11 protein-coding genes and 1 pseudogene are annotated in these 21,925 nt (G+C 66.9%); 5 read left to right on the forward strand and 7 right to left on the reverse strand.

The window, feature by feature from the left end:
- Positions 1 to 18: 18 nt before the first annotated feature.
- Entirely contained in the window at positions 19 to 2,931 is a 2,913-nt protein-coding gene (locus B118_RS0117640; RefSeq protein ID WP_028193108.1) for a condensation domain-containing protein, read from the reverse strand.
- A gap of 120 nt (positions 2,932 to 3,051) precedes the next feature.
- A complete protein-coding gene (locus B118_RS32985; protein ID WP_238323978.1) occupies positions 3,052 to 3,198 on the reverse strand; it encodes a hypothetical protein in 147 nt (48 codons plus the stop codon).
- A 721-nt stretch (positions 3,199 to 3,919) separates the two neighbouring features.
- Between B118_RS32985 and B118_RS0117645 the strand changes: the two genes are divergently transcribed.
- The 4 genes from B118_RS0117645 (at position 3,920) to B118_RS0117660 (ending at position 17,784) form a co-directional block, all read left to right on the forward strand.
- The gene (locus tag B118_RS0117645; RefSeq protein WP_238323986.1) at positions 3,920 to 6,646 is read left to right on the forward strand and encodes a LamG domain-containing protein; all 2,727 of its coding nucleotides are present in this window, start codon (positions 3,920 to 3,922) and stop codon (positions 6,644 to 6,646) included.
- Between the two features lie 306 nt (positions 6,647 to 6,952).
- Positions 6,953 to 13,036, forward strand: a complete 6,084-nt coding sequence (locus B118_RS28445; RefSeq protein ID WP_238323988.1) for an RHS repeat-associated core domain-containing protein — start codon at positions 6,953 to 6,955, stop codon at positions 13,034 to 13,036.
- A gap of 23 nt (positions 13,037 to 13,059) precedes the next feature.
- Positions 13,060 to 13,587: a hypothetical protein gene (locus B118_RS0117655; RefSeq protein ID WP_028193110.1), complete on the forward strand. Its 528-nt coding sequence runs from the start codon at positions 13,060 to 13,062 to the stop codon at positions 13,585 to 13,587.
- A gap of 669 nt (positions 13,588 to 14,256) precedes the next feature.
- On the forward strand, positions 14,257 to 17,784 hold the full coding sequence (locus B118_RS0117660; RefSeq protein WP_028193111.1) for an nSTAND1 domain-containing NTPase: 3,528 nt from the start codon (positions 14,257 to 14,259) through the stop codon (positions 17,782 to 17,784).
- Here B118_RS0117660 and B118_RS0117665 read toward each other — a convergent pair whose 3' ends face one another.
- The 4 genes and pseudogenes from B118_RS0117665 to B118_RS0117680 form a co-directional block, all read right to left on the reverse strand.
- Positions 17,785 to 18,051 carry a hypothetical protein gene (locus B118_RS0117665; protein WP_018220064.1) on the reverse strand — a complete coding sequence of 89 codons (267 nt, stop codon included), beginning with the start codon at positions 18,049 to 18,051 and terminating at the stop codon, positions 17,785 to 17,787.
- Positions 18,029 to 18,634: pseudogene (locus tag B118_RS0117670) on the reverse strand (AMP-binding protein); the annotation flags it as partial. The pseudogene B118_RS0117670 and the gene B118_RS0117665, both read right to left, overlap by 23 nt.
- A gap of 55 nt (positions 18,635 to 18,689) precedes the next feature.
- The gene (locus B118_RS0117675; RefSeq protein ID WP_028193112.1) at positions 18,690 to 18,938 is read right to left on the reverse strand and encodes a hypothetical protein; all 249 of its coding nucleotides are present in this window, start codon (positions 18,936 to 18,938) and stop codon (positions 18,690 to 18,692) included.
- 63 nt (positions 18,939 to 19,001) lie between these two features.
- Positions 19,002 to 19,382 carry a hypothetical protein gene (locus B118_RS0117680; RefSeq protein ID WP_028193113.1) on the reverse strand — a complete coding sequence of 127 codons (381 nt, stop codon included), beginning with the start codon at positions 19,380 to 19,382 and terminating at the stop codon, positions 19,002 to 19,004.
- Between the two features lie 439 nt (positions 19,383 to 19,821).
- Between B118_RS0117680 and B118_RS0117690 the strand changes: the two genes are divergently transcribed.
- Entirely contained in the window at positions 19,822 to 20,163 is a 342-nt protein-coding gene (locus B118_RS0117690; RefSeq protein WP_018220049.1) for an HIT family protein, read from the forward strand.
- A gap of 114 nt (positions 20,164 to 20,277) precedes the next feature.
- On the opposite strand, the gene B118_RS0117695 is transcribed toward B118_RS0117690, so the two are convergent.
- On the reverse strand, positions 20,278 to 21,918 hold the full coding sequence (locus B118_RS0117695; protein ID WP_028193114.1) for a hypothetical protein: 1,641 nt from the start codon (positions 21,916 to 21,918) through the stop codon (positions 20,278 to 20,280).
- Positions 21,919 to 21,925 lie beyond the last annotated feature (7 nt).

The raw sequence follows: 21,925 nt of genomic DNA on the forward strand, positions 1-21,925 counted from the left end.
GGGCGGCTGATTCGGATGTCAGGCGAGCCGAGCGGCGAACTCCGGCACCGTGGGGGCATCGAAGATCCAGCGAGCAGGGACGTCCACACCGAACGCCTCGCTGATCCGTAGCGCGACCGACAAGGCGAACAGTGAATGCCCGCCCAGCTCGAAGAAGTCTCGGTCGCCGGTCGCCAGCTCGCGCTCCTCGTCCGGTCCGCAGCCGAGTACGTCGGCCCAGATAGCGGCGATCCGGCCTCGTACCCCCTGATCGTCTGGGTCCTCGTCGACCGGCGGCGCGGCCGCGACCAGCCCGGCCAGCGCGACCGGATCGACGCCACCGGCACCTGTACGTGGCAGCCGGGGCACGACCACCACCCCGCCGAGGGACTGCCGGCCGGTCGACGCCGCGCGGGTGCGGCGCAGCAGGAGCGCGGGCGCGATCGTGGCACCCGGTGCGGGTACCACCACCGCCACTCGTCGGCCGTCGACGGTGGTGACGGCCGCGTCCGCCACGTCCGGCTCGGCCCGCACGGCGTCGGCCGGTGACGCCGCCAGCTCCAGGTCGCCCTCCGGTGAGACCCGGGCGACCTCGTCCCCGAGGAACACCCGTGCGCCGCGCCGGTCTCCGAACGGGTCCGGGCGGAACCGGTCGGCGGTACGCACCGGATCCCCCGCGTAGCCGATCGCCAGTCCCGCGCCGGTCAGGCACAGCCGTCCGCTGTGCCCGGCAGGCATCAGCCGTCCCAGGTCGTCAACCAGGTAAGCCCCGGCGCTGCCGACGACGGTCTTCGCGGTGCGAGTAGGCGTCGTGCTGGTCACCGGGTAGCCCGCCTCGACCGGGCCGGCGAGGCATTGCACGGGGAACGGGAGCCGGACCCGGTCACCTCCGGCGACCACGGCGGCTCGCAGCCGCGAACCGTGGGCCGCGGCCCAGACTCCCAACTCCGCGACGTCCGCGCCGCCGGCGAAGGCCACCGTGGCCCTCTCCTCCGGTGCGTTACCTGCCTGCAGGACCGCACCGGAGGACAGTGCGGAACAGGCCTCCAGCAGCCAGGCTGCCGGTCCGGCCCCGCGCCACGCCACGATATCGGCTGGTGCGAGCCCGGACAGCGCGGCGGCGCGCCCGGCGAGTTCCGCGAGGACGGACCGGGGAAGGACGACCGGTGCGGGCGGGGAGCCGTCACCCGCCACGTCAAGCAGCACGGCTGCGGCGGTCGCCCGGACCACGCTCGGCAGTACCGGCACGTCCGGCGCATCATCGGGATCCACCATGGTTAGGTGCGCTGGCCACTGGCCAGTCCTGTCCGAGCCGGGCAGCAGCATTGTGGCACCGGCCCGATCGGCCAGCGCGGCGCGTCGCTTCTGTGGCATCTCTGGGTCGAGCAGCAGGCAGGCCGCACCGGTCCTTAGGATCCCGAGCAGCCCGGCGGCGGTACTCGGCGCCACCTCGGCGTGCATCGCCACCACGGTGCCTGCCACGCAGCCGACAGCGCCGAGAGCACCGGCCACCCGCCACGCCCAGCGGTCCAGCTCAGCCCAGCTAACCTCGCCCGTGCCCGCGTCCACCGCGACTGCGTTCGGTGTGGCGCTCGCCCGCTCCGCTACAACCGGGCTCACGTCTGGATGCCCGTGCCCGGCAGCCGGTCTGATCACCGCGCGTGCCACCTGTCCCGCCGGCAGCGCCGCGAGGTCCGCGAGCGGCCGGTCCGGGTTGGCTGCGATCGCGGTCATGATCTCGTGCAGATGCTCGGCGTAGCCGGCGATCGTCCCGGCCGAGAACCGGGACTCGTCGTGCAGCAGCTTCAGCAGGACCGCGCGCTCTGCGAAGACCTGGAGAACCAGCGGATAGTTCGGTTGGCGCAACACCCGAAATCGCCGCTTCGTCCAGGCGTCTCCCTGGGCCCGCAGGGCCGCGTCGAGCAGGAAGTTCTCGAAGACCACGAGCGTGTCGAACAGGCGCTCGCCGGCTGTGGCGCGCTGGATCTCCATCAGCGACGCGTGCTGATGGTCGCGGACCTGTACCGCCTGGCCGCGCAGCGCGACGATCAGCTCCCGTACGGTCGACGAGGCGCCGACCCGGGCCCGTACCGGCAGGGTGTTGAGCATCAGGCCGACCATCGTGTCCGATCCGGGAACGGTGTTCCGCCGCACCGACCGTACCGCTCCGAAGACGACGTCCTCCCGGCCGTGACAGCGGCCGAGCAGCACGGCCCAGGCCGCCTGCATCACCGTGTTGAGCGTACCGCCGCACTCACGCGCCACCTCGCGCAGCCGCTCGGACAGTTCCTCCGTCAATTGCAGGTCATGCTCGGTGTGCTGGATAGCGGAGGTCTTCCGCCGATTCCCGGCAACCAACGTCGGGCCCGGCAGATCGCTCAGCGTCGCGCGCCAGAAGTCGCGCTCGACCGTATCGTCCCGCGTGGACAGCCAGTCGATGAACGCGCGATAGGGCACGACCGGCGGGAGGTCCGGGACCGTGCCGGTCCGCAGCGCGTCGTACGTCGCGAAGACCTCCCGCAGGAGCAGCAACAGCGACCGTCCGTCTAGCACCGAGTGGTGGAATGTGAGCAGGAACCGCACCGCACCCGCCTTCCGCTGGACGGCACCACGCACCAGCGGTAGCCGGTCCACCCGGAATCCGTGCGCCCGATCCGTACGCAGAAACGACTCCCAGTCCCCGGTCACCACAGTGATCGGGAAAGGCATCGGCGGATACACCTCCTGACGCACCTCGCCGTCCCCGCCGATCCGGAAGGCGGTCCGCAGGGCGCCGTGCCGGTCCGCTGCCCGCTGCCATGCCGCGGCGAAGGTGTCGATGTCGAGATCAGACTCCAGGTCACACTCCAGCTGTATGACGTCGAGGCTCGGCCCGTCCGCGAGCGGGTTGTCCGCGACGATGCCCAACTGCATGGGTGAGAGAGAATAGGTGTCGATCGGGCCGTCGGTCATGGCGGTCCTCCCGGGCGCGAAAGTCTGCGCCAAGAATACGTATCGATCATCATGATCGACATGACCGGATTTCCGTCGCTCGGCCGCCCCCAGCTTGCGTCATCCGCAGCCCGGCATGTCCTAGCGTCGGCGGTCTGCCGCCGTTGGGCGGGGCGAGATCGCCGAATCACCGGCGCGGGGATCGCTGCTGCGGGCGATGGCCCGACCGGCGTGGTCGCCGTCCCAGCGACGCGCCACACCCAGGATGACTGTTGGCTCGGTGGCCACGAACGCTAACCTCGGTTCGAAGACGCCGGCGCGAAGGGCTGCGGTGGCCGTGGCGGCAGTGCGTTAGGCAAACTCACCTTGTCGCCACAGGATCGTGCGACCCGCCTTGTACGGACTGCCGCCCGGGATTTCAGCCGTTCCGCCCCGCTTCTGTCCGTAGCCGCGTGGGCAGACGCTGCCGGGTACCGCATTCCAATTGGAAGCGCTGGCACGGACGCGACGCTTGATAGCTCTATCAGTTCCGTTTCACCTCCGAGATAAGCGACAGGGTCTGACGGACCACTTTAGAGCTACAACCCCAGACGTCCGCAGGGGTTACGAGACAAGCTGGGAACCCCTGCTGTCGCTATCGAAAGTGTGGCGAAAACCGCTGCACATTCCGCAGGGAGTCATTTACCCGTCCCGGCCGTTTTGGGTAGGTGAGTAGTGCTGGGGTGGTTATGACAGATTGATCTGATATAGCCATACCTAATGGCGTTTTGGGTTTGAGATTCTTACTCTCTTGTGGTCGGCATGGGCCTTTTGCTTTCAGGCGGCTTGAGTTACGGTCTCTGACGATTGTCGATAGCGGGGACGGGGGGTGGGTGCCGTGCGGTCACGGTTCTCCGGGCAGGGGTTTGTGACTGGGGCTTTGGCGCTGGTGGTGGTTGCACCGTTCGGTGGGGTGGTCCTGTCGGTGTCGCCGGCTTCGGCCTCGACGTCGGTCACGTGTGTGGGTGAGATGGCCTCTGCTGAGGCCGCGTTGGCGACGGCCGAGGCCTGCGATTCGCAGGTGGAGGTCAGTTCGATGCGGTCGGCGACATCGATTGCCTACGCGAATCCGGACCAGACGATGACGGCGGTGCTGTCGCCAGTTCCGGTTCGGACATTCGAGGGATCGCAATGGGTAGATATTGATACGACTTTGAAGCGTGCTGATGGTGGCCTGGTGTCGCCGGTTGCTACCACTCAGGATCTGACATTGTCTGGTGGTGGTTCGGGCCCGCTGTTGATGTTGGGTGAGCCGGGTCGTCGGATTTCGTTGACGTGGCCGGCAGACCTGCCGGCTCCGGTGCTGAGAGGGGATGTCGCGACGTATCCGGAGGTTCTTCCGGGTGTGGATCTGCAGGTGCGTGTTGGCGACAGCTGGTATCAGCAGTTGTTCGTGGTGAAGTCGGCCCAGGCGGCGGCGAACCCGGCGTTGGCCTCTTTGTCGTTTGGCGTGACGACGGAGGGTGTCTCGCTGCGGGAGCAGTCGGATGGGGCGATCGAGGCGGTCGATGCCGAGGGTGAGGTGGTGTTCGGCGCCTCGGCGCCGTCGATGTGGGCGTCGCCGGACCCGGCGGCGATCGAGGCGGCGGTTCGGTCGGAGCAGCGGTCACGGGCGGTGTTGGATGCACTGGTGGCGGGTGCTGTTGAGGAGCCCGCGGAGCCGCATCGGGTGCGGATGGAGGCGGAGGTTTCCCAGTCGCGGTTGACGGTGGTGCCGGTGCAGGAGTTGCTGCGGTCGCCGGACACGGTCTTCCCGGTGTACATCGACCCGAACTTTGCGTACCCGTCGCCGGCCTACTGGACGAATGTTATGGATGATAATCCGAACCATTCGTACTTCAACCAGCACGACGATTATAGGGTCGGTCGGCAGTGGAATACTTCGAATGTGTGGCGATCGCACATGCAGTTCCACAACTTTGATGAAATGTCTGGTTCGATCATCATCTCGGCGGATCTCTCGGTGACCGCTGACCATACCGCGGCTTGCAACGGTACGAACATTCAGCTGTGGGAGACGGAGTACATCAGTCATTTCTATCAGTACACGTGGAATGCGGCAGCCGATGGCTGGCTGAAGTACCTGGACACGAAACATTTCGATGCGAATCAATCGTCATGCCCCAAGAATAACGATACGGAGACGTTCGAGGGGGCAGCGTTGAAGTCGGCGGTCCAGGCGAAAGTGAGTGCTGGTGCTAACACGATGACGTTCGGCCTGCGCGCTGCCAGTGAATCTGATTACTATCAGTGGACGAAGTTTCTGCCCAGCAAGACCGCGTTGACTGTGCAGTACAACAGGGCGCCGATGCGGCCGGTCGGACTGCCCTTCACGACGACGTCGGATTGCTACTTGCAGTGTTCGTCTCCCGCGGTGGTGCGGAATGCAACGCCGACGTTGCGGGCGCGTGTGCAGGACGCGGACGGTGGCGTTTTGCAGACAGCGTTCGAGATTCGGACAGCGGCGAGCCTGTCGGCGCCGATCGTGGTGGGGAGCACGACGATGCCGCGGTCGTTCGTGACGACGTCGGCCAACGCGACGGCGACCGCGACATCCCAGGTGCCGGCGAGCAAGTTGACCTCTGGGACCACCTACTACTGGCACGCCACGACAGTGGACGAGTTAGGTACCTGGAGTGGGTGGGGTTCGTGGTACAGCTTCACGGTTGATACGTCTGCGCCAGCGGTGGCCTCTGTGGTGTCTGGTGAGTTTCCTGCTCGGCAGTGGGGCGCTGAGGTGGGTTCGGCGGGGACGTTCACGCTCAGTGCTGCCTCGGATGCGGTGGAGTTCAGCTGGCAGGTGGATGCGGGGCCGGTGACGACGGTGGCGGCCACGGGTGGTGATCCGGCTACGGCGACGACGGGTCCGTATGCGCCGGCTACGGACATGGTGCATACGTTGTATGCGAGGGCCAAGGATGTGGCGGGCAATGTGGGTCCGACCGTGGAGCACCAGTTTTGGGTGACGCCGGCTGCGAATCGGTGTTGGAACTGGCGGTTGGATGAGACGTCGGGGGCGACGGCGCAGGACTGGGGTAACCAGGACGCGAGCGACGGTGTGTGTCCGCCGATTGGGTCGTCGGTGACGGCGATGCCTGGCGCGGTGTCGTCGGGGGTGACCTGGATGGCGGATGCGGAGCGGGGGCAGGTGGCCAGCTTCGACGGTACGGGTGAGATCGCCGCATCGAGTCCGGTGCTGGATACGACGAAGGCCTTCACGGTGACGGCGTGGGCGAAGCTGACGGATCTGGCGTCGGGCGGTGTGCAGACGGTCGTTTCACAGGCCGGGCCGGATACCAGTGATCTGAGTCTGGAGTATCGGCAGGACGCTAATGGTGGAGCGGGGGGCTTCTGCTTCACGATGGCCGCGAGTGATGGCGAGTTGACGACGGCGTGCGCGGAACCGGTGTCGTGGCCGGTCACTGAAGGGCAGTGGCTGCACCTGGCCGGTGTGTACGACGCGACGCTGGACGTGATCCGGGTGTACGTGATGGGCGACCCGGTGCGCTGTGCGGGTGATGCCGGTGAGGTCGCCTTCACCTCACCTCGGCCAGCCAGCGGCGCGCTTCTTATTGGTCGTGGCACCCAGGGCGCTGGTGCCGCACCGGCACACCATTTGGTGGGGCAGCTATCTGATGTGTATGCGCTCCAGCGGGTGTTGAGTAGCAGTGAGATCTGCCAGATGAGTGCGCCGTAGCGCGGGGAGTCACCAGGCCGGCGGTGCCTCGGTCACGACGGGGGCAGCCCGTGGGCCGACCCTGCGGAAGTCGCGCGGGGTGACACGACTGCGGCTGCTGGGTTGCGGCGGTGACGCTGTGGCCTAGCAGCCGGAACCGGGGTGAGTGGGCTACCCGTAGCTGAGAATTTGCAGCCCTAGCAACACCAGTCAGGTCCATACGCATAGGGGAGCGGCGTGGTGAGTGCAGTAGGCGCAGGTCGGAGTAGGGGCAGCGGCTGGCGGGCGCGGCGGTCGGTGTGGCTGGCGGCTGGCTTGTCGGCGGTGATGACGTTGACGATGTTGGGTGAGCAGCCGGAGGTGATGGCGGCGCCAACGATGGACCTACCCACACCCCAGCAGGCAACTGGGGTGAAGACACGTACTTTCACGCCGACGCCTGGCGAGTCCGAGCACGCCGATTCCCGGGTGGTGTCCGGGGCGACCGAGGTGGTGTGGCCGTCCGGGAGTGCGGTCGCGGATGTGGCCGGGGCGACCACGGCCGCTGGCGAGTCGCGGAGTACCCGGGCGGGGTTGACGGGTCCGGTGCGAGCTCGCGCGGGCTCTCTTCCGGTCACGGTCTCCTCGGTGTCTCCGTCGGACGACATGTTGCCGCGTAGGAGCGACGTCGCGGCGGTGACCGCGGTAAAGGTGAATGTGCACGATCGCGCGGCCACCGCCGAGGCTGGTGTGGAGGGTCTGCTGGTGTCGGCTGCCCGCGTCGATGGCAAGCCTGGGGTGGGGCGGGCGCGGGTGCACGTCGATTATGCGGGGTTCGCGCAGGCCTACGGTGGGGGTTGGGCGTCGCGGCTTCGTGTGGTTCAGTTGCCGGAGTGTGCCCTGAGTACGCCGCAGGTGCAGGAGTGTCGCATCCGTACGCCTTTGGTGACCGACAACGACGCCGCGAACAGTGAGGTGTCGGCGTCGGTGTCGGTGGGGGCGCGGTCGGCGGTGGTGTTCGCTGTTGAGGCGGGGGCGTCGGGTGACAACGGTGACTACACCGAGACCAGTCTGTCGCCGGCGGGGCAGTGGCAGGTGTCGACGCAGACCGGTAGTTTCTCCTGGTCGGCTTCGGTGCGGACGCCGCCGTCGTTGGGTGGCCCAGCCCCGGACATTGATTTCTCGTATTCGTCGGGCAGCGTCGATGGTCGGACGGCGTTGACCAATAATCAGGGTTCGTGGCTCGGTGACGGGTGGGATTCGTGGCCGGGGTTCATCGAGCGTAAGTATAAGTCGTGTGCCGTGGACAATCCTGGGCAGAAGACCGGGGACCTGTGCTGGTTCACCGACAACGCGACTCTGTCGTTGAATGGTCATGCGGGGGAGTTGATTCGGGATGGGTCGGTGTGGCGGCTGCGTAACGATGACGGTACCCGGGTGGAGCGGCTGACCAGTTCGGCGCGGGGTAACGGGGACAACGATAACGAGTATTGGAAGGTCACCACCCCTGACGGTATGCAGTACTTCTTCGGGTACCACAGGTTGCCGGGTTGGAGTAGCGGTAAGCCGGTCACGGATTCGACGTGGACGGTGCCGGTGTTCGGCAACGACTCTGGTGAGCCGTGTTACAAGTCCTCGTTTGAGGGGGCGTACTGCGCGCAGGCGTGGCGGTGGAATCTTGACTACGTTGTGGATCCGAATGACAACACGATGGCGTATTTCTATGGTGCGGAGACCGGTGCCTACGCCCGTGGCCTTGATCCTGATCAGCGGACCACCTATGACCGTGGTGGGTATCTGAAGCGTATTGAGTATGGGATGCGCGCTGGCGCCGAGTACAGTCAGGCGGCGCCGCTGCGGGTGGTGTTCACCACGGGGGAGCGGTGTCTGACGTCGTGTTGGAGTGGGGCGGCGTGGTCGTCGGATCCGGTGCCCGCGAATTGGCATGACACTCCGTGGGATCAGTACTGTGACAGTGCCCCGTGTACGACGCAGGGCGCGCCGACGTTCTGGACGGCGCATCGGTTGGTGAAGGTCACCACGCAGACCCGTAGTGGCACCACCAGCTACGCGGATGTGGAGTCGTGGACGCTGCGGCACGAGTTCCTTAATGCTGGTACCGGTGAGACGGTGCCGATGTGGTTGCGGGGTATCACCCGTACCGGGCATGTCACCACCGCTGGTGGGGTGGTTGTTTCAGAGCCGGAAGTCACGTTTGGCAGTGGGTCCGACCCGTTGCCGAACCGGGTCGATGGTCCGGATGACGGGCGTACCGGGTTGTATCGGTGGCGGATCAAGGCAGTGCGCACCGAGTCTGGTGGGGACGTCATCGTGTCCTACTCGGGCGCGGACTGTACCCGTGGTAGCTTGCCGGATCCGGCGACCAACACGAAGCGGTGTATGCCCTCGTACTATGACCCGGACGGGCGGGAACCGACGTTGGACTGGTTCCACAAGTACGTCGTCACCAGGGTTGATCTTGATGATACGGTCACGGACCAGCCGACCGAGGTCACCATGTACGACTACGGCACGCCAGCGTGGGCATACAACACCGACGAGTTGACCAAGGACAAGTATCGCACCTGGAGTGACTGGCGCGGCTACGGGAAAGTCACTGTCCGTCACGGTGCTGTCGGCGGGCAGCAGACCGCGGTCGAGCACCGCTACCTGCGTGGTCTCGACGGCGACAAGGCCAGTTCCGGGGTCAAGGACGTGTGGGTCACCGATTCGTGGGGTGGCAGGATCGAGGACCATGAGGCCCTGAGGGGCTTCGAGTTGCAGACGATCACCACCAACGGGCCGGGCGGTGCGGAGGTGTCGTCGACCCGCAACGATCCGTGGATCAACGGGCCGACTGCGACCCGTAGTCGTGATGGGATCACCACGAAGGCGTGGATGGTCGACACCGACGTCACCCGCACCCGTACCGCCCTCGCCGCCGGCGGACATCGCTACGCCAAGACCGTCACCAGCTTCAACAGCGACGGCCTACCGGTCACGGTGGAGAACCACGGCGACGAGGCTGTCGACGGTGACGAGACCTGTGCCCGCAGCAGCTACGCCCGGAACAATTCCAGCTGGATGATCGACCGCGTGTCCCAGGTCGAAACGCTGTCCAGGCTGTGTGCCGGTGCGCCGACTCCCGCGGATCCGGCCACTGTGCTGAACCGGTCACGGTCGTTCTACGACACCTACACCGATGATTCCTCCCACGGACAGGCGCCCACGAGGGGCAACCTAGTCCGTACCGAGGAGTTGGAGAGGTTCACCGGCAGCACGCCGGTGTACACCCGCACCTCCACGACGGCCTACGACGCTAACGGCCGGATCACTGCTGTCACGGACCCGCGGGGGCACACCACCACCACCGCTCACACCACCGCTGACGGCGGCCAGGTCGTCGAGACCGTGGTGACCAACCCGAAGGGACACCCGGTCACGACGCTGCTGGCGCCGGCGTGGGCCGCCCCGACGAAGGTCACCGACGCCAACGGCGCGGTCACTGACCTGACCTACGATGGTCTCGGCCGGTTGACCAACGTGTGGAAGCCCGGCCGGAACAAGGCCACCCAGAAGCCGACCACGAGGTTCGCCTACCAGGTGCGCAACAGCGGTGGCCCGACCGCGGTCACCACCGAATCCCTGCTGCCGACCGGGACCACGTACCGGAAATCGGTGAACCTGTATGACGGGTTCCTGCGGCTGCGGCAGAACCAACTCCAGGCCACCGGCGGTGGACGCACGATCACCGACACGATGACCAACAGCCTCGGCACCACCGCGTGGACATCTGCGCCCTACTACGACTCCACCAACACCGAGGTGAACACGAGTCTGGCCACCCCCCAAGGCCAGATCCCCTCAATCACCCGACACACCTACGACGGCGCCGGCCGGCAGACCGCGAAGATCCTGATCGGTGACGGCGTGGAGAAGTGGCGCACCACTACCAGCTACGGCGGTGACCGCGTCCACACCACTCCACCAGCCGGTGGCACCGCCACCACCACCATCACCGACGCCCATGACCGCACCAGCACACTGCGGCAGTACAAGAATCCCGCCGACGTCGGTAGCGACGACCCGGCCACGTTCGACATCACCACCTACACCCACACCCTGCTCGGGCAACTCGAAGCCGTCACCGACACCACCGGCGCCAACACGTGGTCCTACACCTACGACCTACGCGGCCGCCAAACCCAGGCGGTCGATCCGGACAAGGGCACCACCACCAGCACCTACGACGCCGCCGGGAACCTCACCATCAGCACGGGCACGGGCAGGTCCCCCCTCGCCTACACCTACGACGAACTCGACCGCAAAACCAGCGTCCGCGATGACACCCCCACCGGGACCACACGCGCCGAGTGGGAGTACGACACCCTGCCCAACGGCATCGGGAAGCTCACCGCCGCGACCCGCTACACCAACGGTGACCCCTACGCCACCCGAGTCGACGGCTACGACGCCTACGGCCGACCCACCTCCACCAGCCTCGTACTCCCCGCGACCCAGTCAAACCTGTGCGCCGCGATGAGCCCGAACACCTGCACCTACACCACCACCCACACCTACCGCGCCAACGGGCAGCCCTTTCGTACCGGCCTGCCCGCCGTCGCCGACCTTCCCGCTGAGACCCTGACCCACACCTACACCGACGTCGGCACCTCTGCCGGTCCCCTCTCCTCAGCCCAGCTCTACGTCTACGACGCCACCTACAACAAGCTCGACCAACTCATCCAATACCAACTCGGTCAATTCGGCCGCCGCGTCGCGGTCACCTCCACCATCGACGAACCCACCCGCCGCCTCACCAGCACCAACGTCGTCGCCGAACTCAAACCCGAAGCCGCAAACCACACTTATACCTACGACGACATCGGCAACGTCACCGAAATCCACGACACTCCCACCGGCGGCACCGCCGACCATCAATGCTTCACCTTCGACTACCTCCGCCGCATGACCGAAGCCTGGACCCCGGAGTCCGGCGCCTGCGCCACCACCCCCACCACCTGGAACCAGGTCGACACCGCCACCGACCCCTACTGGTACACCTGGACCTTCGACAACACCGGCAACCGCACCACCGAAACCCGCCACAGCACCGTCGACACCACCCACACCTACACCTACCCCAACCCCGGCGCCCCCCAACCACACGCGGTCACCACCGTGACCGCCACCGGCGCCGACACCTGGAACCGCACCTACACCTACGACGATGCCGGTAACACCACCACCCGATCCACCACCACCGGCGACACCCAGATCCTGACCTGGAACCGTGAAGGCAAACTCGCCGCCACCACCGACTCAACCGGCGACACCAGCTACATCTACGACGCCGACGGCAACCGCCTCATCCGCACCGACCCCACCGGCGAGACTCTCTACCTCCCCGGCGGCACCGAAGTCCGCGACACCACCAGCAGCACCACCCAAGCCACCCGCTACTACACCTTCGCCGGCCGCGCTATCGCCATCCGCACCGCCACCACTCTTCACTGGATCATCAGCGACCACCACGGCACCGCCGAACTCACCATCGACGCCACCACCCTCACCACGGCCACCCGCCGCACCCTGACCTACGGTCAACAACGCGGCACCACCACCGGCACCTGGGCACCCACCCACGACAAGGGCTTCCTCGGCGGCACCCAAGACCCCACCGGCCTCACCCACCTCAACGCCCGCCAATACGACCCCACCCTCGGCCGCTTCATCAGCGTCGACCCCATCATGGACCTCACCGACCCCCAACAATGGAGCGCCTACACCTACGCCAACAACAATCCAACCACCTACAGCGACCCCAGCGGCCTGTACTTCGAAGAAGGTGGTGTCTACGGCGGTGGCCGGCGCGCCTACAAATACGGTGGTAAAACCATAATCACCGGCAAGCCACCAAGGAAACCAAAGCTCCCCAAGCGGCGTCCGGCACCGGCCCCTGCGCCCTCGCCGTCACCCGGTCGTTCCGATTCGAAAGCCGCTGCTCCCGAAAATAACGAAAAGGTGAATCCGCTAAAACTGGCCTTCCTGGCGGGGAAGCAGTTTGTGTCAACGATGCACTCAGACAGCATCGGAAGGGCCACACGATGGCTGGTGACGAACACGGGCGGGCGTTGTGCGTATGTTCACGAACTGTGGGTCTGCGAGCAGGGGCGGTTACCGTTGAAGGCCAGGGGTGGCACCACGTATGGCACGACATTCGTCACCGACGTGGCCCCCTGGAAGGTCGGTAGGGATCTCGCTGCTCACGAGAAGTACCACCGCGACCAGCAGTGGAACCAGGATGGTCTATTGTTCCCGGGACTGTATTATCGTGCCGAGGTGATCGACGTCTGGATCGGCGGGGGCTGCAACAGATATGAGGCAGCGGCCGAAGCTGCCAGCAATGGAGGAGGGGAGTACACCTGTTGAGGATGCGATTCGCCGCTTGCCTCGTGAGTCTGTTGCTGATCTCCGGTTGTGGTGTGTTCTTGCCCAGCCATGACTATTACGCGGTCGGGGTTGCGCAGATCGGTGACCAACTTTACGTCTATGCGCCGTTGTGTGACGGTGAACGAGTGGTGGGGGTTGAGGCGTACGATAATCTATTGGCCGGGCAGGAGCCCAACTATGACCCTGCTTCGATGCAGTTCACCTACTGGAAGGCGCAGGATCCGACTGACGAGTCGGTGGCGAATGGTTGGATTGCGCTTGGAGACAGCAGTGGGTTCCGGACGACTGCTGTGGTGGCGGGCTCGAATATCGAGCTTCCGGAGATCATAGGAGTCAGCCTGCAGCTTGACGTGGGGGGTCCACATGCTGTGGGGGGCGTAGTAAGGGTTTCGAAGGCGCCAAGATATCCTGCCGGCGCGGACCCCGGTAGCGTCCGCTACGTGTACCGGCCCTGGGGCGATGGAGAGGACATGCGCGATCCCAGTGAGATCCGCGATGAATCCGGCTGCGCTGCGGGCTACCCGGCGTGATTGGGCTATTCGACCAGATCTGGCGCCAGGTCTGACTGGGAAAGGATGGTGAAGGCCGCCCGGCCGGTCCTGGCCGGCTCGCCCAGGGCAGGTGTGGCCAGGACAGGTGTCGGATCGGGGGACCACCACGTCATTCGATCCCGTCGGCCGCCTACCCCTACGACAGCCCCCGCGAGCCGTGCCCGCGTGCCCGATACCGCGGTCGACATCAGCAGACCGCGGTCCGTTGCGCGGCTCCGAGACGTGGCCGATGGCTTTGCCGCCAGCCAGCACCACCCTCTGGGACTGCAAACCAATCCGGTTCCCAAGCTGACCGTCCAATCTCTGAACGCTGGTCGCAGGCCCGAATCCCGCCAGACGCGCCGGTGGAAGGCTCAGCGGGCGGCCTTGGGATGACGCCTGGCAGTGCGAGCTTGTCGGCCTGACGGGAGCCCCTGGGAATGGCCCATACCTCGCCGTCGTCATCCCCGACGCGACGCCGGTTGACGGACCGTTCCGCCGCGATCAGTCAGCGCAACAGGTTCCGCCGTCTGCCCCGGCTTGCTGCACCGCGGCGTCTGTGGGTGCATGCGCGGGGTGGTGTGTGGCGGTGCGGTGATCTCGAGCTGTCACCGTCGGCTGTTGCTCAACTACTGTTGATGCGGCGGGGTGGTGGTGTGGGGAGGCGGGATGCGGCATGGCCGGCGTTCGTCGCTGACGTTGCAGCTGTGTCTGCTGGTGGCGGCGATTCTGTTGGAGGTGGTGGCGAACTTCGCGGCGAGCGCGGCTGAGAGTTCCAGTTTCGCCGCCGCGGTGCAGACCTTTTCCGGGCCGGCGTTGATCGTGTTGTTGGTGGTGGTGATCGCTGGTAACGCGATGGTGTTGTGGTGGGAGAGTCCTCGTGGTTCTCGGCCGGTGTGGAGCGGTGATCGGTGTCCGTTCCCGGGTTTGGGGGCGTTCACCGAGCAGGACGCGGCGGTGTTTTTCGGTCGGGAGCAGCTGACCAGGGATCTGGTTCGGCGTCTACATGTGCTTACTGGGCAGCCGGCGGCCCGTTTCGTGTGTGTGACAGGTGCTTCGGGTAGCGGCAAGTCGTCGCTGGTGCACGCGGGTGTGGTACCGCGTCTGCGGGGGCATCGGTGGCATGTGTTGCCGTCAGTCGTTCCGGCGGGGGAGCCGTTGGGGCGGTTGGCGGCGGCGGCGACGCTGGCCGGTGGGCAGCGGCATGCGGTGCTGCGTGCGATGTGGGCTGATCAGGATGGTGTGGCGCAGAGTGTCGCGGCGTGGCGAGCGAAGACGGGAAACCGGTTCGGCCGGGTGCTGCTGATCGTTGATCAGCTTGAGGAACTGGTCACGTTGTCCGGCCCGGTTGAGCGGAAGCTGTTCGTCGACCAGATCGCTGCCGCACTCGCGGCGGACCGTCGGTTGTGGGTGTTAGCCACGCTGCGGGTCGAGTTTCTGGCGGACCTACTTGCGAGTGAGCACGCGGAGTTGTTCGGCGGGCCGGTGGCGGTTGGGGCGATGCGTCCCGCTGATCTGGTGGAGGTGATCGAGCAGCCTGCCCGGCTGGCCGGGGTGAGTTTCGAGGCGGGGTTGGTCGCCGAGATCGTGGAGGAGACCGGGACGTCGGATGCGCTGCCGCTGCTGGCGTACCTGTTGCAGGAGATGTACCTGACCGTTGGTACGGGCCGTGTGGTGACCCGGCAGATGTATCAGGCATCGGGTGGGGTTGCTGGGGCGCTGGCCCGGCAGGCGGACACGGTCCTCGCCGAGCTGCGCACGCAGTACGACCCGGAGGTGATCCTGTCGACGCTGCTGCGGCTGGTGTCGATGGAGGGGGTGGAGCCCACCCGGCGTCGGGTCCCGGTGGCTGAGCTGTCGGCGCAGCAGCGTCAGATCGTGCAGGTCTTTACCGATGCCCGGCTGCTGACCTCCGACGTCAACGACGGCCAGCCGGTGGTGCAGGTGGCCCATGAGGCGTTGTTCCGTCAGTGGGCGCCACTGCGCCAGCAGGTCGAGACCAGGGCCGTGCATCTGAAACGGCGCGCTGAACTGGAACGCTGGGCGGGCGACTGGCAACGCTCCGGGCGTAGCCCCGACTATCTGCTCACCGGGGATCGGTTGGCGCTGGCGGGACAGTGGCTGGAGGCGATGCGTTCGGCTGGGCAGGACACACCAGCGGCTCGTGGGCTGGTCGAGGCGTCTCGGCGGCGGGACACGGCGTTCCTGCGGAGGGTGTCGGAGTCCGTCGGCCACTACGCGTTGACCAACGTTGACCGGTTCCCGGAACTGGCCGTGCTCCTGACCACCGCGGCATTGACGGAGTGCCCCACGACCCCCGTCGCCGGGCGGGCGTTGATGTCCGCGCTGGCGTCCAGCCACATCGAGGCCGTGTTGGCCGGGCACACAGACGTCGTACGAGGGGTGGCCTGGGCGCCCGACGGGCGCAGCATCGCGACTGCCTCCCGCGACGGCACCGCCAGGGTGTGGGATGCCGACACCGCGATGGTGACCCACGTGCTGCATGGCCACACCGGCATGGTCGAGGCCATCGCCTTCTCCCCGGACTCCACAATGGTTGCTACCGCGTCGCGGGACACCACCATCCGAGTCTGGGACACGGCCACCGCCACCCCGATCACGGTACTGACCTGCGGCGACCACGCCCGCAGCGTGGCCTGGTCCCCAGACGGCACGGCCCTGGCCGGGACCAGCCGCGACCAACTCACCCACCTGTGGGACACCGCCACCTGGACGAAACAGACCACCCTGACCGGCCACGCGGGCGATGTGTGGGGCGTTGACTGGGCACCGGACTCGTCCCGCCTGGCCACCGCCTCCCACGACCGCACGGTCATCGTCTGGGACGCGACCACCGGCCAACCTGCCGTCACGCTGCGCGGCCACCTCGACCTCGTCGAAGCCGTCGCCTTCTCACCCGACGGCCACTGGATCGCCACCGGATCGGCTGACCGCACCGTGCGCATCTGGGACGCCCACAGCGGCAACCAACACCGATGCATCGGTGGACACCGCGACGCGATCTGGTCGCTCACCTGGGCCCCCGATGGTGACCGGCTCACCCTCGCCGCCGGCGACGGCACCATCCGAGTATGGGACGTGACCCGGCTACGAGAAATCGCCGAGCTACGCGGACACGAACACACCGCCTGGAGCGTCGCGGTCAGCCCGGACGGCACCCGGGTACTCAGCGGCTCCGCCGATCACACCGCAAGGTTCTGGGCCCTGTACCCCCGCGGCGCCGAACAGGTCCAACTCACCGGGCACCACGCGGCGGTCACCGCCCTGACCGCCCCCAACGGTCGCATCGTGACCGGATCCGCCGACGCCAGCGTGCGCCGCTGGCACCCCGACCACCGCCCACACCCCACCTCCCACCCGCTGCCGGCGGCGGTGGTCGCCCTCGCCGGCACGCCGACCGACTCCACGCTCGCCGCCGCCACGCAGGACGGGTCGACGCACCTCCTCGACACCGGCGGCACCCACCTGCTACCCGCCGACACGGTGGAGTGTGAATCCCTGACCTTCTCCCCGGACGGTAGCCGCCTCGCCGCCGGCGCCAAGGACAACACCATCCGCGTTTTCGACGTGCGCACCCGTACCCTGGTTGGCATCCTGTCCGGACACGTCGACTGGATCGGCGCGCTCGCCTGGTCGCCCAGTGGCCGGTATCTCGCCTCCGGCTCCGACGACCGCACCGTGCGCATCTGGGACATGCACCACCCCAGCGTCAGCACCGTCCTGGCCGGGCACCAGAACTACGTCGACGGGGTGGCCTGGGCGCCAGACGAACACCACCTGGCCAGTTGCTCCGCCGACTGGACCATCCGCGTCTGGAACCTGACCGACCACACCTCGGCGCGTGAGCTCACCGGACACGACCGGCGAGTACGCGCCGTCGCCTACTCACCCGACGGCCGATACCTGGCATCCGGCTCCGACGACCGCACCGTGCGCATCTGGGACACCCACACCGACTACGAAAGCCACGTCGTCGGAGTCCACCGCGACGCCGTCACCTGCCTGGCCTGGCTACCCGACGGCAACCACGTCGTCACCGGTTCAACCGACGCCACCACCCGGATCTGGTCCACCGAAGTCGACCTCGACGCGCTCCTACATACCGCACGTCACCGCGTCTTCCGGACCCTCACTCCCGACGAACGCGCCGCCCACCGCCTACCGGCAGCAGAGTAGCTACAAGACCTGCTCCACCTCACGGACCTGCTCACCCACCAGGAACTCCGCCGGATTCACCCCCAACCGCTCCCGCTGCGGCGACGCCCAATAGTCCGCGTTAGCCTCCGCGAATGATCGACCTCCCTCGTAGGAAACCACCCAGATATGAGCATTCGCGTCTCGGTCCACCCACGAACCGTGCACCTCAAAACCGAACTCCCGCCGCAACGGAACAATCAACCTCCGCCACGCGTCAACCCACTCATCCAACCGACCCACCCGCACCAGATACGTACGAACCTGGACTGTCCTCACCGCGCCCACACCCCTCCCAGCACGACAACATGCCAACCACAACGCCGCTTACTTTATGGCCAGGACTTTCAGAAACAGCCAGGCCGACGCCGGTGTGGTGGGGCGCGGACGGAGCACCCCCACCGGCGAGCAGGTGCCGCAGGCCACCGAGGGCGTCGAGACGGGTGTTGACCATGTGGTGGAAGAAGCCGGCCGTCAGCCAGAGCACGCTGACCTGCTCGTTCGCCAGGACCTCGGCGAGAGTGTCGGGGGTGGTGCGGCCGGCTGGGTGGACCGCCAGCCGGCCCCCGAGGGTCAGCGGGGTCCAGATCTCCAGCGTGGACGCGTCGAAGGCGACCGGCGCGAGTTGCAGGAACACGTCGTCCGCGGTGAACGACGCCCAGTCCGGCTGCTGCACCAACCGGGCGACCGCGCGGTGCGGGACGCACACGCCCTTCGGCTCGCCGGTTGACCCTGAGGTGTAGCTGACGTACGCCCGGTCTTCCGGGGTGACCGGGGTGGCCGGCACCGGGTCGGTGACCGGTTCGGCGAGGAGTCGGTCCAGGTCGGCTACGGTGATTTGCCGATTGGGGTGGCCGGCGCTGACCCGCTTCTAGTCACTGCTGCGGCTACTTGATCTCACCTCGGCAGTCATCGCCGCCGACGCCCTGCATTCCCAGCGCGGGAAGGGTGGCGGCGACGGCAATCGTCGCCCACAGCCCAGTGTTGGTGACCAGCACTCCGCCGGTGCGGTAGGCCAGGGATCCGGCCACCCCGTTTGCGGACGCCAGCCAAGCGAACGCGGTCGGTGGACGAACGCCCGTCAGGTTCTCACTCAGATCGGCCAGCAGCGCCGCTGTCGCCGGGGTGATGAACACGCTGGCGAGAACACCAGTGGGTACAGGGCCGGAGCGGACCGGGCGGAGTCCATACGTCTACCGTCAGCCCTCGGCTTGCGCGTGCCGGCCTTCGCCGACCGGCGTGGCCGAAGTCGCTGCCGGTGCGGCGTGCCGCGCTGCCTGCTCCGCGAGCATCTGCCCGAATAGCCCGTTGGGTCGTCCACAGTCCCGGCACAGAAAGTTGTCGTCGAGCTGCGGGCCACCACAATGGTCGCAGCGACCCCGATCCCGCGGATCGTGGTATCCCCGCAACGCCTCCACCAATGCCCGGGCGACCGGGGCTCGCAGCGCCAGCCGCGACTCCCGCCCGCTCAGGCATATCGTCAAGTCCCCCAGAAGCGGCGCGCTCGGATCCAGCGCGTCGATCCGAGCCACGAAGTCTCGCACAGCGGCCAGGACACCATCGGGTACAGGCAGCGACATGGCCTCGACCCTACGGCAACCCACCTGGCGGTTGTCGTTCATGCTCGAACAGCAAGCAGCGCCCCGCCACGACGCACAAGCATGCCGGCTACGGGTTCCGCTGCCTGTCCCAGGACGGGCAGACCGCGCACGCCGAAGGCGGGCGGGCGGACATCCGCATCGACCTGAAGACCCTGCGCCCTGCCGTCTGGGCGGATGACACGCGGTCGGTAATGAAGGCCCTGTGTCGTTACGGTGACCGGGTCTTCCAACTCATCGCGCACCACCACGAGGTCGAGGACGAGGTGCTCTGGCCGATGCTGCGGAGCGGGAGCTCACGGACCGGGGACACGGCCGGGCTTCGTCACGGCTCACAACCCTGGTCGATCCGGGTGTTAAGGTCACTGCCTTCGAAGATCAAAGTGAGTCGCGAACCAGACTTCGTGCGGGAGTGTGTGCGATGACCGAGGATTTCTACTGCGACGAGGCGCTCAGCGGCCGAACGAAAGTGGTCGTGGTGGCAGAGACCGATGAGGTTCTCGCCTTCGAACACACCAGACCCTTCTGGCCGGTGCACATCGTCGTGGTGCCGAAACGGCATGTGCCGTCGCTGGTTGACCTCGGCGATGCCAGCGTGGATCTCTTACAACGCGTCCTCGAGGTGGTCCGTCAGGTCGCCGGCCGGGTTGAGCGGGAGCAGGGCGCCTGCCGGGTGCTGACCAACCTCGGCCGCTATCAGGACTCCAAACACCTGCACTTCCACGTCTGTAGCGGACAGCCGCTTCAGCCTGACCCGGCATAGGTGCGACGAGCGGACCGGTGCTCTCCGGTGCCGAACGCGACCGCCCAGGTATCGATGCACCCGTGCCGGGCCCGCACGCCGCGGCGCAGATTTCGTGTTCCTGGCGGCGGTGGTTCAGGTTGAGCGCCGCAGGTAACCGTTCCGCCCGAACAACACACCACGGTCCAGGAACAGATTGAAGAATCGGCACGACGGCTCACCCAGGTGCATGCAGGCCGCACACGCGCCACTGCCGATCCCACACCCCGGATCCAGTGGACAACGGTGCTCCGCGGTAGCGAAGGCGGTCAACAGGTCATCAAGGTTCGACTCGAAGACCGCCTGGATGCCGCCGAGTACGAAGTCGCTCCGGGCGGCCGGGTACAGGAAGAAGCCGAGATGATGGGGTACGAGATACTCGCTGAGCGCGTCACGTTCGATGCCGGAGAAGACGGCGGTCTGTCGGATGAGTCGGTGGGCGTAGGTGTGAATCAGCCTCAGCACGTCGGCTCCGATCGACTCCACCAGCGGATCGTCGCGTTTGGTGGGAATCGAGGCTGAATCCAGGATGGCGACTCGGGCCATGACCGGGTCGGTGCAGTTCGGCGTCCATCCCGGTAGCTGGTGACCGCGACCGGCCAGCCACGTCCCCACCCGGATCGGGTCGAGCCGGATCAGGAACGCCTCGGTCTCGGCGAGGTTGCCGTAGAGCCGGTAGCCGCCCCGCCTGCGCCGGAACGGCATCAGCCGACACTTCGACGGATCGTCCGCACCCCGCGTGTAGCCGTACATGGCGTTGAGGATCGGGAACCGGTCGATCAGGTCGAGCCCGTCGATACCGGCCCGCCGCAGGGCCGGCGGGTACTTCTCCCGATAGCGCTTCTCGAGTGGGTCGTCGGGGTCCGGCAGACGCAACGCGGTCGTCGGTGTCCGGCTCTCGGCCAGGGCCATCGCGATGTCGACGGCCTCCCGTTCGACCACCGCACGTCGGGTCGGGGAAAGTCGGTCGACCGGGTGATCACCTGCCCTGGCCGACTGGCCAGTCGCCTCGGTGGACATGCCCACCGGCAAACCCTCGACCACCCAGATCAGTGTCTTACGCGGACCGCCGGCGAGGCTGAGGTTCTCCCCATGCTCGGGCCGAGCTGGGTGGATCAGCACCACGCCTCGTGGCACATAGACCATGCGGGCCTTGTGCACGTTCCAGCGCACGGTGCCGGTACCGCACCCGCACTTCTTCTGGAAACCCAACCCCCGCATCGTCGGCGTGGCACAGACCGGGCACACGAAGCGAATGTCCGCCGCCTTGGCGCTCCTCGGCACGACCACCCGTACGTCGTCGTGCTGCGGGCATCGCCGGATCCAGGGTTCGGTGATCGCTCCGCACTCGTGAACGCCGACGAAATGGAGCTGACCCCAGTTCCGGTTGCCGCACCTGCAGCGTGCCTCCGCGGACCTGCCGATGCGCTTGCAGCACCGGCACAGCCAGGTTCGCGGGTACTTCTCGACCGTCACGCCACGGCGTTCATCCAGCTCGACGACCTCCACCGGTACCTTGCGCAGCAGTTCCCCGGCCATGCCGCCATCTGTGTCGTTGGCGGTCCACGCGCCGATCTCGGTCAACAGACTCCACCGTACGACGTCGGAGTTGATCTCGATCGGTTTCGGGGCCGTCCACTCGTTGACCCGGTAGATGTCGCCGCGCAGGTCAACCGTCTGTGCCGGCAGGAAGGTGCGCAGGATCTGGCTGCCGCTACGGGAACCCAGCTTCGCCATGTCGCCC

The organism is Salinispora pacifica CNR114 (assembly GCF_000514775.1).
In the GTDB taxonomy this organism is placed as follows: Bacteria; Actinomycetota; Actinomycetes; order Mycobacteriales; family Micromonosporaceae; genus Micromonospora; species Micromonospora pacifica.